This is a genomic window from Bifidobacterium thermacidophilum subsp. thermacidophilum DSM 15837 (genome assembly GCF_000426425.1).
GTDB classification, from domain to species: Bacteria; Actinomycetota; Actinomycetes; order Actinomycetales; family Bifidobacteriaceae; genus Bifidobacterium; species Bifidobacterium thermacidophilum.
The window spans coordinates 20,090-41,187 of record NZ_AUFI01000009.1 but is presented as its reverse complement, the minus strand read 5'-3'; the positions used below and the strand labels follow the sequence as shown (position 1 = coordinate 41,187).

General features: G+C 59.9%; 18 protein-coding genes. 6 read left to right on the top strand and 12 right to left on the bottom strand.

The window, feature by feature from the left end:
* Window positions 1-52 precede the first annotated feature (52 nt).
* The 7 genes from K315_RS0105735 to K315_RS10000 all read right to left on the bottom strand — a co-directional run bounded on the left by K315_RS0105735 (window position 53) and on the right by K315_RS10000 (window position 7,245).
* Entirely contained in the window at window positions 53-919 is an 867-nt protein-coding gene (locus K315_RS0105735; RefSeq protein ID WP_029576587.1) for a MetQ/NlpA family ABC transporter substrate-binding protein, read from the bottom strand.
* Window positions 909-1,586, bottom strand: coding sequence for a methionine ABC transporter permease (locus tag K315_RS0105730; RefSeq protein WP_029576586.1), 678 nt, complete (start codon window positions 1,584-1,586; stop codon window positions 909-911). Before K315_RS0105730 ends, K315_RS0105735 begins: the two co-directional genes overlap by 11 nt.
* Window positions 1,583-2,716 (bottom strand): methionine ABC transporter ATP-binding protein, encoded by a 1,134-nt coding sequence (locus K315_RS0105725; RefSeq protein ID WP_052316557.1) that lies wholly within the window; start codon window positions 2,714-2,716, stop codon window positions 1,583-1,585. The genes K315_RS0105730 and K315_RS0105725 overlap by 4 nt, the downstream gene beginning before the upstream one ends.
* Before the next feature lie 365 nt (window positions 2,717-3,081).
* Complete coding sequence (locus tag K315_RS09535; RefSeq protein WP_202962327.1) at window positions 3,082-3,432, bottom strand: GNAT family N-acetyltransferase; 351 nt, start codon at window positions 3,430-3,432, stop codon at window positions 3,082-3,084.
* Window positions 3,433-3,603: 171 nt separating this feature from the next.
* Complete coding sequence (locus K315_RS0105715) at window positions 3,604-4,611, bottom strand: D-2-hydroxyacid dehydrogenase (RefSeq protein ID WP_029576584.1); 1,008 nt, start codon at window positions 4,609-4,611, stop codon at window positions 3,604-3,606.
* Window positions 4,612-4,705: 94 nt separating this feature from the next.
* The gene (locus K315_RS0105710) at window positions 4,706-6,034 is read right to left on the bottom strand and encodes a pyridoxal phosphate-dependent aminotransferase (protein WP_052316556.1); all 1,329 of its coding nucleotides are present in this window, start codon (window positions 6,032-6,034) and stop codon (window positions 4,706-4,708) included.
* A 2-nt stretch (window positions 6,035-6,036) separates the two neighbouring features.
* Entirely contained in the window at window positions 6,037-7,245 is a 1,209-nt protein-coding gene (locus K315_RS10000) for an Ldh family oxidoreductase (RefSeq protein ID WP_029576582.1), read from the bottom strand.
* A gap of 315 nt (window positions 7,246-7,560) precedes the next feature.
* Between K315_RS10000 and K315_RS0105700 the strand changes: the two genes are divergently transcribed.
* Entirely contained in the window at window positions 7,561-8,517 is a 957-nt protein-coding gene (locus K315_RS0105700) for an SPFH domain-containing protein (RefSeq protein ID WP_029576581.1), read from the top strand.
* Between the two features lie 331 nt (window positions 8,518-8,848).
* Here the strand turns inward: K315_RS0105700 and K315_RS0105695 are convergent, their stop codons facing one another.
* A complete protein-coding gene (locus tag K315_RS0105695; RefSeq protein WP_029576580.1) occupies window positions 8,849-9,694 on the bottom strand; it encodes a patatin-like phospholipase family protein in 846 nt (281 codons plus the stop codon).
* Window positions 9,695-10,134: 440 nt separating this feature from the next.
* Window positions 10,135-10,911 (bottom strand): glutamate racemase, encoded by a 777-nt coding sequence (gene murI, locus K315_RS0105690; protein ID WP_029576579.1) that lies wholly within the window; start codon window positions 10,909-10,911, stop codon window positions 10,135-10,137.
* 352 nt (window positions 10,912-11,263) lie between these two features.
* Between murI and K315_RS0105685 the strand changes: the two genes are divergently transcribed.
* From K315_RS0105685 to dapF, 3 genes are all read left to right on the top strand, one after another.
* Entirely contained in the window at window positions 11,264-12,340 is a 1,077-nt protein-coding gene (locus K315_RS0105685; RefSeq protein ID WP_029576578.1) for a hypothetical protein, read from the top strand.
* A gap of 120 nt (window positions 12,341-12,460) precedes the next feature.
* Entirely contained in the window at window positions 12,461-12,688 is a 228-nt protein-coding gene (locus K315_RS0105680; protein WP_152571490.1) for a hypothetical protein, read from the top strand.
* Between the two features lie 241 nt (window positions 12,689-12,929).
* On the top strand, window positions 12,930-13,829 hold the full coding sequence (gene dapF, locus K315_RS0105675) for a diaminopimelate epimerase (RefSeq protein ID WP_029576576.1): 900 nt from the start codon (window positions 12,930-12,932) through the stop codon (window positions 13,827-13,829).
* Window positions 13,830-13,962: 133 nt separating this feature from the next.
* Here the strand turns inward: dapF and K315_RS0105670 are convergent, their stop codons facing one another.
* Window positions 13,963-14,760, bottom strand: coding sequence for a vitamin K epoxide reductase family protein (locus tag K315_RS0105670; RefSeq protein ID WP_152571489.1), 798 nt, complete (start codon window positions 14,758-14,760; stop codon window positions 13,963-13,965).
* On the opposite strand from K315_RS0105670, the gene K315_RS0105665 reads away from it, so the two are divergent.
* Window positions 14,746-15,630: a PHP domain-containing protein gene (locus K315_RS0105665; protein ID WP_029576574.1), complete on the top strand. Its 885-nt coding sequence runs from the start codon at window positions 14,746-14,748 to the stop codon at window positions 15,628-15,630. The genes K315_RS0105670 and K315_RS0105665 overlap by 15 nt on opposite strands.
* A 389-nt stretch (window positions 15,631-16,019) precedes the next feature.
* Here the strand turns inward: K315_RS0105665 and K315_RS0105660 are convergent, their stop codons facing one another.
* Both K315_RS0105660 and K315_RS09995 read right to left on the bottom strand, forming a co-directional pair.
* On the bottom strand, window positions 16,020-16,244 hold the full coding sequence (locus K315_RS0105660; protein WP_015450064.1) for a DUF3107 domain-containing protein: 225 nt from the start codon (window positions 16,242-16,244) through the stop codon (window positions 16,020-16,022).
* A 115-nt stretch (window positions 16,245-16,359) separates the two neighbouring features.
* Entirely contained in the window at window positions 16,360-18,543 is a 2,184-nt protein-coding gene (locus K315_RS09995) for a phosphotransferase (protein WP_029576573.1), read from the bottom strand.
* A 922-nt stretch (window positions 18,544-19,465) separates the two neighbouring features.
* Here K315_RS09995 and K315_RS0105650 point away from each other — a divergent pair.
* Complete coding sequence (locus K315_RS0105650) at window positions 19,466-20,983, top strand: ATP-dependent helicase (RefSeq protein WP_029576572.1); 1,518 nt, start codon at window positions 19,466-19,468, stop codon at window positions 20,981-20,983.
* The last annotated feature ends 115 nt before the right edge of the window (window positions 20,984-21,098 follow it).

Sequence of the window (21,098 nt, the reverse complement as noted above, 5' to 3'; positions counted from 1 at the left end):
TCAACCTCAGCGACACCCCCGCGTCTTGCGCTTCAAGAGTCTTTATCTCGGCTCACCACACCGGGATTTCAGCTCCCTTGGAGTCCTTCTTCATATAAGACCGCACGTTCGCCTGCTGGTAGGCCTTGATAATCGCCTTGTAATTCGCGTTGTCCTTGTCGGCGGTCCGGGCGACGATTACGTTGATCCACGGCTTGTTGACCGTTTTCTTCGGATCCGGATTCACCGCGAAAATCGCGTCACTGATGCTCTTGCCGTAATCCACGACGGCGTTCGCGTTCGCGATGCCCGCGGCCGCGTCATCCAGTGAGCTCATGATCAGGTTGCGGTCGGTGGGTACGATCTGGATGTTCTTCGGGTTCGATGTGATATCTTCCTCGGCAGGATACACACCATTCGCCGGATTGTTCTTCTTCGGATCAATCTTGATCACTCCCGCTTCCTGGAGTACAATAAGCGCCCTGCCGCCATTGGTGACGTCATTGGGAATGAGCACCTTGTCGCCCTTCTTCAGCTGTGAGATCTTCTTGATGGAATTCGAATAGATATTTAGCGGGCTGATATATGATTCGCCAATCACGGTGAACTTGTATTTTTTCTCTTTGATTTCACCGTTGAGGAAGGCATAATGCTGCTGGGCGCTCAGATCCACGTCGCCCGAGGAAAGGGCTTGATTGCCGAGCACTGCGCTTTTCATGGCCACGGTCTTCACGCGGACTTTCGATCCGGCTTTTTCAAGATTCTGGTTGACCAGCTTCCACAGTGGTTCATCGGTGGCGGTGGTCAACGCGACTTTGACGGTCGTGGTGCCCGCGGACGACGATCCGCAAGCACTTGTGGAAACGACCAGGCCAGCAGCGGAGACTACAGCGAGAATCGCGGCGATCGCCTTGCGGCGGATACGGTGTTCAGTGTTCATTCTTCCTCCCTATGATGGTGCCGATGGTCTGGATGATGGTGATGAAGACCAGCAGCGTGATGACGGCGGCGACGGTGATGTCGAGCTGATTGCGCTCGAATCCATACCGGTTGGCGTAGTCGCCGAGCCCTCCCGCCCCGATTGCGCCGATGACGGCGATTTCGGAGTTGAAGCTAATGCAGGTGATGGTGGTAACCCGTGCGAGTGCGGAGATGCTCTCGCGCAGGTAGACGCTCCAGATGATCGACCACGGTCCGAGTCCCATCGCCTGCGCGGGCTCGATGAGCACGGGGTTGAGACCGTTGAACACGGATTCGACTTGTCTGGAGAAGAATGGGGTGATACCGACGATGAGCGGGAAAATCGCGCCCCTGACGCCGATCGCAGTGCCACTGATCAGCCGGGTCAGCGGGAACAGCAGCGCGATCATGATGACGAACGGGATGGATCGGCACAGATTCGTCAGCTTGTCGAGAAACTGGAAGACCGCCCGGTTCTCCCACATGCCGCCGGGCTTGGTCAGTGCGAGCGTCAGTCCGAAGACAATGCCGAGAATGAACCATTCCGGGGTCGCAATGAGGAACATCTGCAGGGTTTCGAGAATGGATTGGACGAAGACATCCGGATTTTCGAAAACGTGTGGGAACAATTGCTCGAATATGGTCATGCGATATGCTCCTTCGGGGTGGATGCTGTTGTGTTTGAGGCTGCATCCGTGGTTGTGGCCGCGCTCTCGACGGTGTTCTCTTCGCTATCGGTTTGGACGGCGGTGATGCGTATTCCTTTGTCTCGCAAGTAGTCCAGAGCCTGGCGGATATGTTCCGGATCGCCGGAATATTGGGCGACGATGCTGCCGAGCGGATAGCCATCGACGATATCCAGCGATGCGAACAGGATGTTGACGATGACGTGGAATCGTTCGGTGATCGCGGAGACCAGGCCTTCGGCGACGGTCTTGTTCGCGTAGCTCATGTGGATAAGCTGGCCGTTTGGATCAATCCCCGCCGTCGTGCCCTGCGAGCGTAGGGTTTCGATGACATGGTTGAGCCCGGTGTAGTCGCCGACGAAACGACGGGTGAGTTCGGCTTGTGGATTGGCGAATACGTCAAAGGCTTCACCCTGTTCGACGATGGTCCCATGATCGATGACGGCGACATGCGAGCAGATGGATTTGACGACATCCATCTGGTGGGTGACCACGATGATGGTCAGATGCAGCTCACGATTCAGCCGTTTGACAAGTTCGAGGATTGTTTTGGTGGTGTCCGGGTCGAGTGCGCTGGTCGCCTCGTCAAGCAGCAGGATACGCGGGTTGTTGGCGAGCGCGCGGGCGATGGCGACTCGCTGCTGCTGTCCTCCGGACAGTTGTGAAGGGTGGGATTCGGCGTGCTTCTCGAGTCCTACCAGGCTGAGCAGTTTGCGTGTCTTGTCGCGCTTTTCCGCGGAGCTGAGCCCCGAATGGCGCAAGGCAAGTGCCACATTGCCTTCCACAGTGCGTGATGGCATGAGATTGTACTGTTGAAAGACCATGCCGATGGATTTGCGCAGTTGCCGCAGCTGCTTGGCAGACAGGTCAGGGACGGATTGGCCGAGCACGTTGACTGTCCCACCGGAGATGGGTTCAAGTCCGTTGATGCATCTGACGAGCGTTGATTTTCCGGCTCCGCTCAGTCCGATGATTCCGAAGATCGATCCTTCTTCGATGCTCAGGTTGACGTCATGCAGTGCGGTGTATGCGCCTTCGGGGGTGTCGTAGCGTTTGCTCAGTTGGGTGATTTCGATGATCGCGTTGCCCACGGGTACCTCCTTCGCGGCTTGGTGGAGAGCGTCACGGCAGTGGCAGTGCTGTGGTTGTTGCATTGCTGTGGCGCTGTTGATGATGTATTGCTGCGAGTCTATTGGCTCATCGCAGGCCAATCGCGGGTTTGCTATCGGTGTCGGTTATCGCCGGTTACAGTGTGGTGCGGCAGTAAGTAACTGGGGGATATCAACGGTGGTTATCGCGGGCATATCATGTGGCGCGCCGAGGGACACGGATAATGAACTTGTGCCACAGACAAGGAAAGGGTGGCGAACCCCGGCAGTTGTCGGTGATCGCCACCCTTTCCTGAAGCGTTCGCGGATGAGCGGTTGTGCCACTGGTTGCTTGCGGGTTGCCCGGCTCACAGATCGTGGTCGAAATACACCACGTCCGGACGTGTCTTCCAGCCCTGATGTTTCCAGAACCGCTTGCCGTCCTCATTATCGGCGACGACGAGGATACCGACTTTGACGATGCCGACCGCTTGGAACGCGTCTTCGATGCGGTGGACGAGCGTGCTGCCGATGCCTTGGCCGCGCCATTGCTCGTCGACGGCGATGTGGTACAGGTACCCTTTCCGCCCGTCGGTAGCCCCGAGGGCGGTCGCGACGATGGAGTCATTCCCGTCGACCGCTACCAGACAGGTGTTGGGATTGGCATCAAGTAAACGCACGATGCCCCCGTAGGTGTTGTTGAGCGAGTGCAGATGCATGCCGGGCGTGCGATCTCACAGGGCGTATGCGTCGTCGTAGTCCTCAGGTGTCATGCGGCGGATCCGCCATGTTGTGTCGTTCTTGGAATGTGCGGTGTCGGTCATCGTGCTCTCTTTCTCATTGCTGGATATGGATGTTGCCCGTGTATATGTGCCGGATTGTGTTGAAGGTCAGTCGAGGTGGATTTCGTGTTCGCTGGTGCCGCCTTGAATGATGGTGAGCGCGTCGTTGAGCGACTGCTGGGCCATGTTGCGTACGGCGATGTCGGTGAAGAACGCAATATGCGGGGTGATGGCGACGTTCGGCATCGCGGCGAGCGTGTCATACGCCGGATTCCCGGTCGGCTCGCCCGGTTTGAGCGTATGCCCAAACAGTGTCGCTTCACCTTCGATTACGTCCAGCCCGGCTGCTGCGATTTCATGGCGTTGTAGGGCGTCAATCAACGCCTGCGTATCCACGATGGGTCCGCGCGAGGCATTGATGAAAATCGCCGTCGGCTTCATCTGGGCGAACCTGTGCGCGTCCATGAGATGGTAGGTGGTCTCGTCAAGGTACGTGTGCATGCTGACCACGTCGGCTCGTGCCAGCAGATCGTCCTTGCTAGTGAAGGTGACGATGCCGTCAAGGTCGTTTCGTTCGCGGATATCGTTGCCAAGTACGGTCACGCCGAGCGCGTGGAGCATCCGCGCGAGTGTCGAACCGATGCGACCGACACCGATGATACCGACCGTCAATTCGCTCAGTTCCCGGGACATGAGACCGGTGGCTGCGAAATCCTGGTGCGTATTGCGCTCACGGTATTGGGGGACATGTCTGAGCAGTTGCAGGATGTGGGTGAGTGCAAGCTGAGCGACCGCGCTGGGGGAGTATGAGGGGACGTTGGTGATGCGGATGCCGTGCTCGTTGGCGGCTTTCACGTCGATGGAGTCGATACCGGCGGAGCGCAGCGCGATTTGGCGTATGCCGTAGTCATCGTGTAGCTTGCGATAGAAATCGGGGTTGTTGCTGGGACGGAAGCGTTGTTTATAGGAGATTCCGTCGAAGCCATCGACGGTATGCAGTGTTTCATCGGTCAGCTCGAACGGGAAGCAGGTGACGTCAACGTGGTGCTCCTCGGCCCACTGTTCGGCAAACGGCTGCTCTTCAGGCAGGGTGTGATAGAAAACGATGGATGTCATGATGATCTTTCGGTATGAGGTTGATATGTACGTAATGTGGCGTGTTGCCGTGTGGCGATTGCCGGGTCCGGAGTGTACGGACCGGTGTGTCGGGTCAACGGTCCTGGCGGTTGTTGTCCTGCCTATCGGCGAACGCGCGAATCCTGTCCGCAGCCTGATGCAGGGTGTCCAGGCTTGCCGCATAGCTGAATCGCACGTATGGTGAGGGGCCGGCGGCGAAGGCTGTGCCGAGAATCGCGGCGACTTTGGCACGTTGGGCAAGATCACGGGCGAATTCCAGACCGTTGGCATACCGTTCGGGCGCTCTCACGTACAGGTAGAACGCGCCTTGGGGGTTTACGGTCCGGTATCCGGCGGCGTTGAGCGCCCCGGCAAGGAAGTCCCGGCGACGCCGGTATCCCTCAACCATCTCATCAATGGCGTCGTCCCCATGCTCGTAAGCTTCCTGAGCGGCGTCCATGCTGAACGTGGCCGCGCAGGAGACCGCGAGCTGATGGTACTTGAGTATCGCCGGTGTGAGCCATTCCGGCGCGGCGAGCCAGCCTAGGCGCCAGCCGGTCATCGCGTACGTTTTCGATGCGCTGTCGATGACGACGGTGCGTTCCGGAATGAATTTGGCGATGGAAGGCGCCGGCCGGTTTTCAAAACTGATTTCCGCGTAGACTCCGTCGCTGACCACGATGGCGTCATGACGGTCGATGACACGCGCGAGATCGCGTAGCTCATCCTCGTTCAGGACTGTGCCTGTCGGGTTCGACGGCGAATTGAGAACAACAACCGCAGGTCCACGGGTCTGGCCGAGTACACGGTCAAGGGCTGCAGGATCAGGTCGGAACTCGTTGCTGGTAGTGTCGATAGCAGTGAGTTTCGCCCCATGGATGCGGGCGAGTGACGCATACTGACCGAATGCCGGCGTGAACTCGATGAGTTCTGCCCCCGGCGCCTCCAGGAGCGTGCCGAGTGTGCTGCTGAGGGCTTCGCTTGCCCCCGTGGTCACAATGATGCGATCCGGAAGGACGCCAAATCCGCGGCGCCTTGAGAGGTACGCGCTGATGGCGGTTCGCAAGCCTTCGGTTCCCGCGTTTGGCGCGTAGTGGGTGCGGTTGGCTTCCAATGCGCGCACGGCGGCCTGCTTGATGAACTGTGGGGTGGGGAAATCCGGTTCGCCCAATGTGAGCTTGATGATGTCCGGAATCCGGGAGACTTCCGCATCGAAGGCGCGAATCGCGGATGGGGCAAGATGTGCGATGGCCTGCGGAATGACCCGGTCGGGGGACGGGTGGCTAAGAATCTCCCCAGTATGGCTGGTGAGGTCGGGGAGCTTGGTTGGATTGGCGGGGCCAGCTGGATGTGCGGGATTTGCTTCGTCGTGAGCGAAGGTTGCCGTCGTCGTTGGTGTTTCTAATGTCGTTGGTGTGCTCATCGTTACCTCGTTGTCCATGCGGTTGCGGTCTCGCTGCTGTGGTGCGTAGGATCGCCTGTTGTGCCGGTGTCTTCGGTTTCGTTCGCGATGGTTGTCCCACTGTCGGTGGTGGGATAACCATCCCCATCCGCCCCCTCAACCCGCACAATCTGCGGTTCGTCGATATCCAGCCCCCATGCGATATCCCGCACCTGCCGGTAGGTCACGTCGTCGATCGGCACACTGTCGTGGTGCTGGGCGATTGCGGCGCGTTCCTTGTCGCCGGGGAACAGCACGGGATGCCCGTCGCTGGAGGGCAGGGAACGCAGGCGTTTGGCGAGTTGGGAGACCCGCGCGGCAAGCGCATCGCTGCCTCCGTAGGCTTCCGGGGAAATCACGAGGATGCTGTGGCTGATGCGCGTGCCCTTCAAGTCGATGGATGCGGGCGCGTCTCCGAGCAGTCCGGTGAGCAGTTCGACCGCAAGCCCCAGGCCGTAACCTTTGTACCCGCCGCCGTTTTCGCCTGGCCCGCCGAGCGGGGTCAAAGCAGCCCGGCGTGGATTGGAACGTATGCCGTCCATAATGGCCGCCGGATCGTGAGATACGGTTCCGCGCGCGTCGACCGCCCAGTCGGCGTCGATGGGCGTGCCGGTCTTTTCATGCACCTCGACTTTGCCGAGCGACACCGTGCTGGTCGCCGCGTCGTAATCCAGCTGGTCGTCCCCGTATCCGGCGGCCACGGCGATTGGGTTGCTGCCTAGGGCGGGGACGGCGGTGTGTGTTGGCGCGACGATCGGGTTGGAATTCGTCGAGACGATACCGATGAACCCGGAATCGGCGGCTTTGCGCGCGTATTGCCCGGCGGTGCCGAAATGGTTTGAATTGCGCACGGTCACCAGACCTACACCGTGCGATTGTGCCAGGCCGATGGCCAGATTGGTCGCCTCACGCATGGCGAGTTGGCCCATGGCCGCGTGGGCGTCGATGAGCAGGCTAGCCCCTTTGCTGCGCACGATGCCGGGGCGTGCGTGCGGGTCGATGATCCGATGTCGGATTTTCGCGTCGTACATGGCCATGCGCTGCGTGCCGTGCGAGCTGATCCCCCTCTGGTCGGCGTCGATGAGCGTGCCGGCCAGATACAAGGCGTCAGTCGAATTGAAGCCTTGCTTGCGGAAAATGGAGGACAGCGTGACCCGCAGGGACGGAACGCTGACCTGGAAGATACGTGGCATGCGGAACCTCCTTGGATGGGACATGCGGCGTGCCGGCGTCACGGTGCGATGATGCGCGCCGCATCCGGCAGTGCGGTATGGCTGTGTGACCGCAGATGGCTGCAGTCAGTGTGAATGCGTTGATTGTCTTTGACCCTAACAACCTGCACGCTTTCGTGTGGTGGCGTTGCGTTCGCAAAAATCGATAGCCGGCTCTCAGCTTTTGGGAAGCGTGTCTTGAAAATGGCCGGATTCCGGCATTCTGTTCAGTTTCTGATACGATGGAGACGGCTGTTCGCGCAAAGATTGCGCGGAATCGGATGAAAGGAATCCCCCATGCCGTTTGCTATCGCTTTGATTGTCATCGTGCTGCTTTTGCTGTGCTCGGCGCTGTACGTGGTCCCGCAGCAGCAGGCCTATATCATCGAACGATTCGGTAAGTTCCATAAGGTGCAGTATGCGGGCCTGCGTATGAAAATCCCGTTTGTCGACCGCATCGCCATGAAAACGAATATGCGGGTCAGCCAGCTGAATGTGAAGCTGGAAACCAAGACCCTTGACAACGTGTTCGTCACCGTGGTCGCCTCCACACAGTTCCGTGTGGCTCCGGAATCCGTCGCCACGGCATACTATGAGCTGCAAGATCCGGCCGGCCAGCTGCGCAGCTACATGGAGGACGCCCTGCGTTCCGCAATTCCGGCGCTCACCCTTGATGACGCATTCGCCCGCAAGGACGATGTCGCCGCCGACGTGCAGAAGACCGTCGGCACGGAAATGAGCCGTTTCGGCTTCACCGTCGTCAAGACCCTCATCACCGCGATTGACCCGAGCCCGCAGGTCAAGAACGCGATGGACTCCATTAACGCCGCCCAGCGTGAGAAGGAAGCCACCCGCCAGCGCGCCGAAGCACAGCGCATCCAGATCGAAACCCAGGCCGCAGCAGAAGCCGAGAAGACCCGCCTGCAGGGCGAGGGCCAGGCGAACTACCGCCGTGAAATCGCCAACGGCATCGTCGACCAGATCAAGAGCCTGCAGGCCGTCGGCATGAATATCGCCGATGTCAACAATGTGGTCCTGTTCAACCAGTACCTCGACGTGATGCGCTCGCTGTCTGAGTCCCGCAACGCGAAGACCGTGGTGCTGCCTGCCTCCACACCTGGCGGATATCAGGATCTGTATGAGCAGGTCACCAAGGCCATGCTCACCGCCAGCGAAGTCCCGTCCGATGCGGCTGCTGCTGCGTCCACGGCAGCGGCTTCCGCGCGCCCGGCCGGTATGGCTCCGCTCAATTAGTGCAGAGCACGGATGTCCGCGCCCTCGCTCAAATTCGGGCGCGACGCGGATTCCTTGCCAGTGGCGGGTTCCAGACGCTTGTGATGTCTGGAACCCGCCACTTGTCATGTGTGCCGATTCATGTGTATCGGTGTGTGCCGGCGTGTGCCGCGTCAGACTCGGCGCCTCGCTCGCGCCTATTTCGGGTCAGCTGATTGCGGGGCGGCCGATTCCATGGTTGTTGATTCCGGTGCCTCGCCTTCCAGATTGCGCTGGCGGGTTGTCAGGATTTTTCGTCACCAACCCGCCAAATCGGCCTCCATCAGCCGGGCGTGATCAGGATTCGCAGCGCTCAGCTCTCCAGGAACTCCGGAATTGCCTCGGCGGCGGCATACCCGGCACGGTACATGCGTTCCAGCCCCTCGAATTTCTTGGTCAGCGTGGACAGCCCGTACAGGGATTCCGGTGCGATGATCAGCGCCTTGCCTTCCTGCTCGTACCGTTTGGCCAGCGCCACCTCGTCGTTATACGTCTGGTACCGGTTGAGCAGCCGGTCGGCTGCGGCCGGGTAGGTGCGTTCCAAGATGCGCGAGGGCATGATGTCTTTCTTCTGCTCGCGCAGCACATCCTTGAGCCGGGTGAGAATCACCACGACCCGGTCGTACCCGTCGTCGATGGCTTTCTGCACGGGGATGGGGTCGGCGATGCCGCCGTCAAAATAGGGGACCCCGTCAATCACGTACGGTTCGCAGGCCACAGGCACGGCAGAAGAGGCCTTCATGATGTCGAAATCATCGAAATGGACATCGGACTTGTCGAAATACTTGGGCTGACCGGTTTCGGCGTTGCATGCGACGACGGTGAAACCCGTCGGGTTCGCCTCGAACGCTTCGAAATCCACCGGATACTCGCCGTCATGGTTCGACAGCGTGCCGTACACGTAGTCAAGCGCGACGAAATTATGGTTCTTCCTGAAGTTTTGAACGCTTGCGTATTCCTTGCGATTGGCGTACTCGGTGTAGAACTTGTGGCTGCGGTAGGGCTGATGCGCGATGTACCCGACCATGTTGGTGCTTCCCGCGGAGACGCCGTAGCAGTGGTCGAAGTCGATGTGCATTTCCATGAGCCGGTCCATGACGCCTGCCCCGAAAATCGCACGATACCCTCCGCCGACATCGATAAGCGCCGTTTTTGCCATTTCGTCTCCCTCACACCTGGTAATCTCACCGGGCGCATGCTTGACATGCGCGCATATTGGCGAGCTTACGGGTGACGCGTGGACAAAGTGACGACCGATGGCGGAAACCGGGCAGATGATACTGAAGTGTCGCATAGGAGCGCATGGAGGTGCACGTGGTGCATCGGGATGTATGTGGTGGGCCGACTGATGACCACGGTGTTGCGGCTGGTGTCGCCGCTTATCTGCTTGTGGTGCGGCTGCGCGGTTGCACGGCCGGGTGATATGGCGGCGGTTTCGTCGATTGCCCGGGCTATCTGCCCGTGGTGCGACTGCCTGATCGCATAGCGGACAGATGCTTCGTTCAGCAGACAGACAGCCGTTGCGGCCCGTCCGATACGACTGGGCAACTGCCCCGGCCATCCGGCCATCCGGCCGCCATGCGGCTCACTGGTTGATAACTACCGTGTCAACAGTTGATGCATCAACGTGGTCATCCGTTCGCTTGGGTCCGAATTGGACAGCACGATTGTGCCTTCCGCATCTTCGGGGGCGAGCTGGCCGAGCGCTTCGAGCACCACGCGCAAATGGTTCACGGTTCCCACGTTTCCGTCGATGATCGCCGTGCTGCTGGGCATGAGCCGACGGAAGTAATCGCGGAAGAACGGGAAATGCGTGCAGCCGAGCACCACGGAATCAATCGTCTCGAGGTCATATCCGTCAAAATACCCGTGCAGCGTGCGTTCGACCAGCTCGCTGTCGTCAAGCTGCCCGTGCTCCACAATCTCCACCAGCGCCGGGCAAGGCTGTTTGTAAATGACGTTGGTCGAGTTGAACCGAGCCATGAGTTTGGCGAACTTCTGTTCACGCAAGGTCAGTGGGGTGGCGGCAACGATGACATGCTGAGGGACGCCGTGCCCACGGTCGCATGCGACCTTCAACGCCGGTTCCATGCCGATAATCGGGATGGCGAACTGTTCCCGCAGCGCATCGACCGCGGCGGATGTCGCCGTATTGCAGGCGATGACCACGGCTTTGACGCCTTCGCGAATGAAGTTGTTGACAATGGCGAATGCGAGTTTCCGCACTTGTTCGGGAGTTTTCGTGCCGTACGGGGCGTTTGCGGAATCGCCGAAATACAGGACTTGCTCATTTGGCAGGTCTTTCGCGATTTCACGCACAACCGTGATGCCGCCCAACCCGGAATCGAACACGCCGATCGGTGCAGTGGAAGTCATGGTTCCTCCTCAACGATTCATTCAACGACGATGCCGCGTGTCCGCAATCCGAACTGCACGCGCTACCGCAGATAGTAGCATCGTTCCCCAACGGCGTGTTGTAATTGACGTCTGATGATATGGGCGGATTGGACGGTGCCGCTCGGTACAATAGCGCATGGATATGCGCAGATGGGTGAACCCGGCTTCGCATGTAGCGAGAATACCTTCGATACAGTGAAACTCTGGGCGTGTCGCATTGATAATGTCGAATTATCGGCTTTCGGATGTCGTCGTATCCGGGCCATAATGAGTGGCAGAGCAGGACATTGCCAGGTGAAGACATTCTCGCCGGCAAGTGATAGGGGGAAAGATGAAGCACATCAGGTACGTTATCGCGGTTGTCGCGGCCATGGCGTGCATGCTGCCGGGAACTGCGTTCGCAGCGGGATTCGGAGAGAAGGCAGGCAAGGGAACCTCTGAAGTTCCGCCGTTATCGAGTGTGTCGTCGGAGAGCACGTCATCAGATGCGAAGAGCAACGCCAAAGCCGCGGACAGCGCCTATGAATCTGCGAAACATGACTTGACCGAGGCCCAGAGCGCCTATGATCAAGCAGTTACTGACAACAAGAATGTGAAACAAGCCGCAGATGCCGCGCAACAGCGTGTGACTGCCGCATCAAAAGCGGTTGCCAGCGCGAGCGCAGGGCAGAGGCAGGCCGCCGCAGCCGCGGTGTCGTTGGCAAGCGCGGCTGCAGCATTACAAAGTGCCGAAGCTGCGTATGCGAGGGCTTTGGCCAATGATGCCGCAGTCAGGCGGAACAATGCCGCGGACAGCGATGCCGTCAAGCAGGCGGATACCCAATTGCAGCAGGCAACGCAGAATCGTGATTCCGCACAAGCCGCCAATGATGTGGCACTGGCTGCCAAGCGCGCTGCGGACAGCCAGAGGGACGCCGACGCGCCCGCGCTGCGTGCGGCAGCAGCTGAACTGGCAGATGCCACCAAAGCAAAGGCCGATGCCGATGCCAAGCTTGTCAAGAGTGCTGCGACATTAGCGCAGAGCAAGGAACAGTTGATGAAGGCCAAAGCCGCGCTCGCCCAAGCGGCGACAAACAAGATCGCCGCTGACGCGATGGTCAATCGCGAAAACGCGCCAAACAATAAGACATCATCGAAAGGCACGGTGAACGCCGCTGCGACGGCTGCTCCGTCTTCCGCCACAACGAGCAACGGCAAGAGAAGTGCTGCGTCTTCCGATGCCAAGAAGACTGCCACATCAACGCCCGGTGGCATCGCAGGGGTTTTGGCGAAAACTGGTATCAGTGCATCAGTGCTGGTGCTGATCGTTGTAGCGCTCGCCGGCGCGGTTGCACTCATCTGGTACGCGCGCAAGATCGGTGTGATGCACGCGCAAAGCAAGGAGCACGGCGAGCTCAAACACGCGTGACTGTGGTATGACTGCTGGACCGTCTGCTCCCGGGGGGTCGGTTCGCGCAAGTTCCGGGGCAACGGTTCCATTAGATTTTCGCAAGACGTTGCCGACGATGAAATGTATTACGCGGTGTTCATGTGCAAACAGACCATGAACAAGCCGGTGAGTATCGGGGTGGAGGATGCCAATGGCTCCGGCCATACCATTCTTCAGGAGGACTGGTGCGTCGAGGGTGTCCAGGCGACTGGGTTGCCTGCCTCGCTGTTCCCGGACGGCACGGCGATGACCGTTACTGCGGCAGGGGCCACCGAAGTCGTCATGATTGTGTACAAATTCAAGGCGAAACTTGCCAACCATGAATAAGCGGTATGTCGTATTCCTGAAGTTGCTCGCTTCTCGATTGTTGGATTGTGGCAACCATTGCGATGGGCGCGGGGCACAGGGACTGTGAATGAAATTCACGTCATCCGAGATTACCGACTGGCAACCGTTGTGACACCCGACGCTGCAGTGCTTCTCGTCTGTCTATGCTCATTAACATCCCCATCGCCCGCCATGCGATGCGCTGTCAGCAATCCTCGCGTCGAAACGCTACAGTGATGGCATGAGCATTCCACACACGGTATACAAAGCGCACGCCACCGGTAATGATTTCGTTATATACGCCGATCCCGACGGTGAATTCGAGCCGACGGCAGACGAGATCCGTTTCCTGTGCGACCGGCATTTCGGCATCGGCGGAGACGGCCTGCTGCGCCTGACCCACCCCGAGCATGTGGGAGACGTTTCCGCTGATACCGCCGCAGACCTTCATGCCCAAGGCGCTGAATGGTTTATGGACTACCGCAACGCGGACGGTTCCCTCGCTGAAATGTGCGGCAACGGTACGCGTGCTACGGCCTTGTTCGCGCAACGGCTCGGATATGCGCAAGGTGTAGGCGGCGAGCCATTTCGTCTGGGAACCCGTGCTGGGGTGAAAACGCTCGTCTCGCTCGGCGATATGGCCCCATGCGGTCACGATGTGTTCCGCGTGGACATGGGCCCGTGGAAACGCGGGGAGACGGATGCTTTCAACGTGATGATTCCGGGGACTGACGGGTCCGCCCGCGGAACATTCGTGGATATGGGCAATCCGCACGTGGTCAGCGTGCTTGAAGACGGGGAATCCACCCTGCCAGCGGTTGAAGTGCTGGATCTTGCGACCAAACCGGTGGTGGCTCCGGTGCTGGGGTCCGATCAGAACGCTGAATTCGTCGGCATCGATTCCCAAGACACCGGTACGGATACCGGCAAGGCCACTATGCGCGTCAACGAGCGCGGAGTAGGGGAGACCCTGTCATGCGGAACCGGGTTGTGCGCCACAGGCATCACCTTGTTGGCCAAAACCGGCATCCACCATTGGACGATTACCGTGCGCGGCGGCACCCTGCAAGTTGATGTCCACGACGACCGGGTGTTCCTCACCGGTTCGGCGACGCTGGTCGGTCGCATCAATCTGCTGTAACTCGCCTGGTGTGCTCCTCTAATCCTCGCAACGAGCGGAAGCAATCATAGGGCGCATTCAGCACGCACGCTTGAGATTGGGGCAGCCCATGTGCCCGACGACAACCGTGCGATACTGCCGAATACGGCTCAGCTTACCTGAAAATTGCGCTGCCGTCCTTCACCAAAATCAGCGCGATAATCGCCAGCACCCACACGACATCCGCCATCAGGTCATAATTCAGACGGTAATAGGTGCGCAAACCGCGTTTGTCATGGGGGATATCCTGCACCGTAACCGTCGCATGACTCAACGCCATGAACTGGATGGTCGTCGAGAACATCAGAGCCAAGCACCACGGGCACAACGCGTGGATCACGAACAACGACTGCGTGGTCAGCCAGTAGGAGAACAGCAGCGCGGCAAGCCCGCCGAGCCACGTGCAAGTCGCGAACCAGCGCGGCACGCGCACACGAGCCAGACCAATCACTGCTATGGTCACGAACACGCTTTCCGCCGCAATGCCGAAGAAGGCGTTCGGGAAGCTCAAATCGCCCAGTTTCACCAGCTCCGCTTGCCAGGATTGCGCGACCTGCGAGCAGGAAACCACATTGTTGATATCGCAGGCGAGCAGCTGATTCGGCCGGCGTGCGAGTCGAAGCGTCTCGGCGGACAGCATGAACGAAACAAACAGTGCCGACGCAGAAGCGATCAGCATGATCAGATACGTCCATGTGCTGCCGTGTCGCCAGCCGGGAATCACCGCGTCCTGCTCTGCCGAAGCGCTCGAATTCCGCTGCTGTTGTGGCTTTGGTGTCGTCTGTTCGCTCACGATGCCGCCTTCCTCGCTGGTTACGCTGATTACCGATGTGCCGTGCGCGCCGCGCTTCTGCGCGTGTCGTTGGCCGGTTGCGAATATCCAGCTTACGATGGTGATATGACTCTTGCACATATCGCTGATAATCCGCCATCCGAGGGGTGGGATTTGCACTGTCACACCGTCTTCTCCGACGGGCGGCAGACACCTGCGGATATGGTTCGTGAAGCGTGCGCATTGGGGCTGCACGGGGTTGCGATCACTGATCATGACACCACCGCAGGTTGGAATGATGCGGCAACGGCTGCCACGGAGTACGGCCTGCATCTGGTGCGGGGCACTGAAGTGACGGCGGATGCGGATGGCGTGTCGGTTCATATGCTCGCATACCAGTACGATCCACACAATCGCGAAATCAGCGGATTGTTCGCCAAACTTCGTCGAGCCAGACTTGAGCGCACGAAGCGTATGGTCGAGCTGATTTCCAAGGATTACCCGATTACTTGGGATGATGTGCTCGCTCAGATTCGCGAAGGCGATGAGACGACAGTCGGCCGGCCGCATATCGCGGATGCGTTGGTCGCTGCGGGGGCGTATCCGGATCGCTCGGCGGCGTTCGACGGCGCTGTCGGTTCGCGCAGCCCTTACTACATTCCCACTCCGTCGCCGGATGCCGTCGATGTGGTTCGTGCCGTCAAGCAAGCTGGGGGAGTCAGTGTCATCGCGCATGCCGGCGATCCCAGTCGTAATCCCGTGCTGTTGTCGGACGACCAAATCGGGCAGCTTATCGATGCCGGACTGGACGGGCTTGAAGTGTGGCATCGCGGCAATCCGCCCCAGCAGCGTCGGCGGCTGCTGGATATCGCCTCACGCCACCATCTGCTCGTCACCGGCGGCTCCGATTGGCATGGGCAAGGTGGCAAACCGAACCGATTGGGGGAGAACCTGACCGATGATGAAACAGTCAGGAGCATCGTTGAGCGAGGCGCGATTCCGTTGATTTGATTCGTGGCCCAGAGTGTCGGGGGCAATGGCGGCGTGCCTGTGTCCGTGGCGACCCAAGTCCAACGTCCGATTCAATTCGACGGCAGGATGGCGGAAAAACAACGACGTAACGCAATGATGCGAGGCGACAACGTACGGTAATGACAATGCCCGGCCTCCCGGTGAGGAGGTCGGGCATTGTTGTCATTGCTGTGCAACCACGGTCTGCGCAATACCGTCCGCGCAACGGGGGTCGCATAACACAATCAGCGAAGCCCCGCACAGGCCCCGCTGCAGCCCAGCCCTGCAGCAGAATGCGTACCGTATGCCTACTTGAATTGTGTGATTACGTACCTTGCGCAGCTCACGTATATCCAGAAACTATGCGCGCCGCATGCCTCGGCGCTAACTCACAGCGCGCCGAAACCGACCGCGTGCTTGGTCTCGGAACCGATCAGCGCATAGCCGAGCGCCGCGCCCGGAACCACGATATGCCGTCCCTTGGTGTCCACGAGGTCGATGATCTTGCCATTGGCGACCGCGTCGTCGATGATCGCGCTGATATGCTCGGCGGTGTCATCGGAAGTGAAGCTCACCGGCCGTGCCACGTTCTGGATGCCCAGTTCGATGTCCATGTCTGCTCCTGTCGTTGATCCGCGCGCCCATCCTGTGCCTTCCCGGAAGGAAACCGGGGTGTCGTGCGGCTATGTCCTGTGATTCTTGTGTTCTATTGTGCCCGTTGGCGTGCGGTTACGCTTTCGGCGTGGTGTCGGACTGCCCGGCGGCAGCCTCTTCGTCATGGTTGGCATCGGTCGGTTGCCCGGCTGGGAGGTCTTGCTGATTGAGCTGTTCCTGCTCGGCCTGATCAGCTTTGTCTGCCTGGTCGGCATGGCCATGGCTGTCGTCTGCGCCGCTTGAAATAACGGGTTCGCTGTGATCGTCACCGTTGTCGTGAGCGTCCGATCGCCCATCAGACACCTGATTGCCGGCATCTTGCGGCTTGTCGGAAGCATCGGATGCTTCGTCGCGGTGGCGTTGCTGACGGGACGCGGCCTCAAGGCTTTCCCGGGCGTCCCGCATCGCGCGCTCCTCACGCTCAAGCAGGGGGATGAGAATGGTTTCCGGAGCATGCTCATCGTCGTCGGACTGCCCGTTCTGCCTGTCATCCTGCCCGTTGGACTGCTGCCCGGCGGGCCGGAACGCCACGGTTTCGGCGTCGCTGTCGGCGAACCTTTCGACGTTGGCATCACCGTCTTTGCGTACCCGGACGCTAGCGGAAACATACGACTGCGTTTCGCTGATCACATTGCCGTTCTGCCCAATGTGCCGGGTCGCTTCCTGCACTTGGAACTGCGCTGATTGCGCACTGCGTGCGGAGGGCTGTGCCAACTGCCCTCCACGACCTTCCTCCGGGCGTGCTGCATCAGTGCCGCCATCGTTCGTCTGGTGTGCAGTTCCGGCTTGGACATCGTCTCGGGCAACGCTTTGCGTGCCCTGGGCGTTTGCAACCGTGATTGTCTCGCTGCGTGTGTCGTCGTCGATGGTCTGGATGGTGCCCGACGCGTTATTCACCTGGATGCCGCGAATTGCGAAGCTCGGTGGTTTGATGGCAATCGTCGGTGCCTCGCTGTGCGGGTTGGTAACAGGGCGGCTTGCCGTGCTGTCACCGGTGTCTTCGCTACCGTTTCTGGCGTTTCCGGCGTGTGCCGGTGAAGATTTCGTGCTGTCCGCTGTCTCGTCGCGTTTGATGGTCGCACGCGCGATTTGCGCTGAACCGGTGCGGTCGGTCTCATTGGTCTGGTCGCCTGGCTCACCGTTGCCGGCGTTCCCGGCTTGTGCCAAAGCATCATTGGTGTTGTCCGTTTCCTGCGCAGCCGCCTTGCGTCGGGCTTCCTCGCGCAGCATCGCGTCACGCCGCTCCCCCGCATCCAGCAGAGTGCCGACTGTGATGGTGCTCGGCGGCTTGCCATCGGAACGGTGAATCGACGCGGCAGGGGACCGTGATCCGGTCGCAAGGCTCAGCTGGTGGGCGAGCCGCTCGACTTGAGCCTTGAACTGGATGATTTTCTGGCTATCTGCATCGCTGAGCGCCTGAATGAATTCGCCGACCTGCTCCATTTGCAGCCACAGATTGGCCCGCAACATGATCAGGCTATCCAGACGCGAACCGAGTATCCGTCCGTATGCCGCCAACACCGCATTGCGATGCGGTTCGTCAAGCTTGCCGAAAATCCATGCAAGATCGCGTGCCGGATCGTTGATTTGCATATCCTGCCAGTTGACGATCGAGGTGATCGTCGAGCCGGAGAACAGAATGTCACCATCATGGAAGCCGCCATGCACCAGGCAAGTGGAGAACGACCACAGGCCATCCGTATCGAGTACCGCCGTCCAGCTTGACGTGATTTCCTGGGGGATATGCCCGGCTTGCCTGAGACGCTTGATCCACGCGACCAGTTGCGCCCTGATTTGGCCGGTTGCATACGCTGGATAATGCTCTTGCGGAATGAACGCCGGATTGAGCCGGTGAATCGCGCCAATCGCCGTGCCGACGCTGGCGCAATCATCCAAGGTCAGCAGGTCAAGTGGCCGTGACATGCCATCGAAATGCGGCGAAACCATGACCGCGGTCGTGCCGGTCGGGCCATGCTCGTCGTCCCCGTCGGAGCTGGCGAGTACACGGTCGACGGCGAAACCGAGCGCAGCAGGCTCCTTCGCCCGCTGCAGCGCCTGAGCTGCCTTGATACGCCCGCGCAGATGCTTGCGACCCGCTTCGGTGTCGCTGGCATGCACGTCATACAGGCGTCCTGAGGAGTCCTGTACGACGGCATGATCGATGCCTCGGGCTTCGTCGGTGGCGTTGCCTTGGTTGCTGGCGCGTACGCCTGCCACGGAAATGTCCGGCATGACGGCCGACGCCAAGGCCGCCAGCATAAAATCGCTTCGCTGATTCACAGTTCCACAGTAATACAGGCAATCGCCTGAATCGAGCAGGATTCGGCATGTTGGGCGGAAAAACCGTGTACGGGCATGCGGGCGCGGCATGGATGGAATGACTTGATGGCGATTGTCGGTAAAGTCCGGTTTGGCGTGGTATGGCTCAATTGCGGTCTGCCGGCTCGGCCGGGTATGCATCGATGATTGTCATTCGGCTGGGCTTTCCCTAGGTATTCCGGCTTTTTTCAAGTCGGATGCCTTACATGTATGGGTTCCGTTCTGTTTCTGTGGACTGGATTCATGTTCGGCCGCCGATTTCGGATTCAGTCCTGATACATGTCCTGCCGCGGAATGGCCGGCGGGCTTCATATGTTGGTATTCCGCCGTTTTCCTATGCCCGGCATTCTCGCGCATACTGGTTTGTGTCCTGTTCTGCGGACTGGATTCATATTCGAGCCTCGATTTTGGATTTGGTCCAGCCGCATGCCCTGCCGTGTGATGGCCGGCGGGCTTCATCTGTTGGTATTCCGCCATTCCTTATGGTCCTGTACTCCCGTGTCCGCGGGTCTCTCGGACTGGATTCATGTTCGGCCGCCGATTTCGGATTTGGTCCTGGCACATGTCCTAGCATGGAATAGCCGGTGGATCTCATCTCTTGGTATTCCGCCATTTCCTGGGGTCGGCGCTCCCATATCCGACGATTTGCGCCCTGCTGCCCGGACTGAATCGCTGATTGGCATTCGACAACGGGTATAGTCCAAGATTCCAACTGAGCGCCGCTTCAACTCTTGGCTTCCCACCGCCCGCCGTGCGCCAGCTCGCAATCGCCATGCGCAACACCAAGCAGGGACACCATCCACCATCCCGCCATCCGTGTCAAGCTTGCACGCGGTCCCGCCGGCTGACACAATAGCGAGGTATGAATGGTTCGGTTGAGGATGATGCGCTCGCAGGCCTCGATGATGCGCAACGCGAAGCTGCCACGGCGTTGGACGGCCCGGTGCGGATCGTGGCATGCGCCGGCGCCGGTAAAACGCGCACCATCACGCGGCGCATCGCCTACGGCTGCCGAACGGGCGCCTGGGATGCCCGAGGAGTCCTCGCCGTCACCTTCTCCGTGAAAGCCGCCGCCGAGATGCGTGCCCGGCTCGGCACGCTTGGTGTCGGCGATGACGTGACCGCGGCGACATTCCATTCCGCTGCCCTCCACCAGCTTCGTCGCGTATGGCCGGATGTCTGCGGCGCGCCGTTCCCTCATGTCACCGACCGTCCGCAGGAGCTTACCGCGCGGGCGTTGCGTCGCACGGTGAATCCGGAAGGTCTTGACCCCACCCAGACCGGATTGCCCGCAGTACGCGATGTGCTCGCTGAAATCAACTGGTGCAAAGTGCAGCTCATCGCACCCGACGATTATGGCAGGGTTTGTGCCGCCACTCACCGGCAGCCGCCTATCGGCTTGGAACCTGACCGTTTCGCTGACGTATATACAGCGTATGAACAGGAGAAATCGGCGACAGGGCATATTGATTTCAATGACATTCTGCTCATGGCGTGTCATGTGATTGACGATGATGCGGATGCCGCGCGTGCCATCCGCCGTTCAATCCGGTGGCTGACCGTTGACGAATATCAGGATGTTTCGCCGCTTCAGCATCGTCTGCTGACCCGCTGGCTGGGCGACAACCGGAACATCTGCGTGGTGGGGGACCCGGCGCAGACCATCTACTCGTTCGCCGGGGCGAGCAGTTATGACCTGTTGCATTTCACCGAGGAATTCTCGCCTGTCGCTGCGGATATCAGTTTGCGCACTGATTATCGCTCGACCCCGCAGATTGTGGGGTATGCGAACCGGATTCTTGCCGCTTCTCCCGAACGCGAGCACTACTTGCGTCTGGAATCCGGCCGTGGTGCGGGGGTGCGCGTGGTTCGTACCCAATACGATGACGACGAGCAGGAAGCCCAGGGTGTCGCCGCCCGGATTGCAAGGCTTGTCGCGCAAGGCGTGTCGGCGTCTGATATCGCGGTGCTGACGCGCATCAACGCCCAACAGCAGCATGTATGTGCCGCGTTGCGAGCGCAAGGATTGCGGTTCCGTGTACGACGTGATGCCGGTTGGCAGTCGTCGCCGCTTGCCGATGAAACGCAGGAACAAGCGGCGCTGCTTGAGGCCAAGGGGATTGTGAAGGATTCCTCCGCTGTAACGGTGTCCACGATTCATGCGTCGAAAGGTCTGGAATTCCCGCACGTGTTCATTGTCGGCTGCTCGGAGGGGCTGTTGCCGTACGGGTCTCCGGCGCCCGGTGAAGCGCTTGAGGAGGAACGCCGGTTGATGTACGTGGGGGTCACTCGTGCTGAGGATACATTGCACTTGTCGTTTGCAGCTCGGCAGTCGAGCGATACGGGCGCACGGCGACACCCGAGCCGTTTTCTGGTCTGACTGCCGACATATGCATTTAGACGACCGGCGGCTGACCAGCTGCGGCAGGTAAAGGTTGATGACGCCTCAAGACTTGACGGGATGATGCCGCCGAACGGTCAAGCGGTGGGCTGTG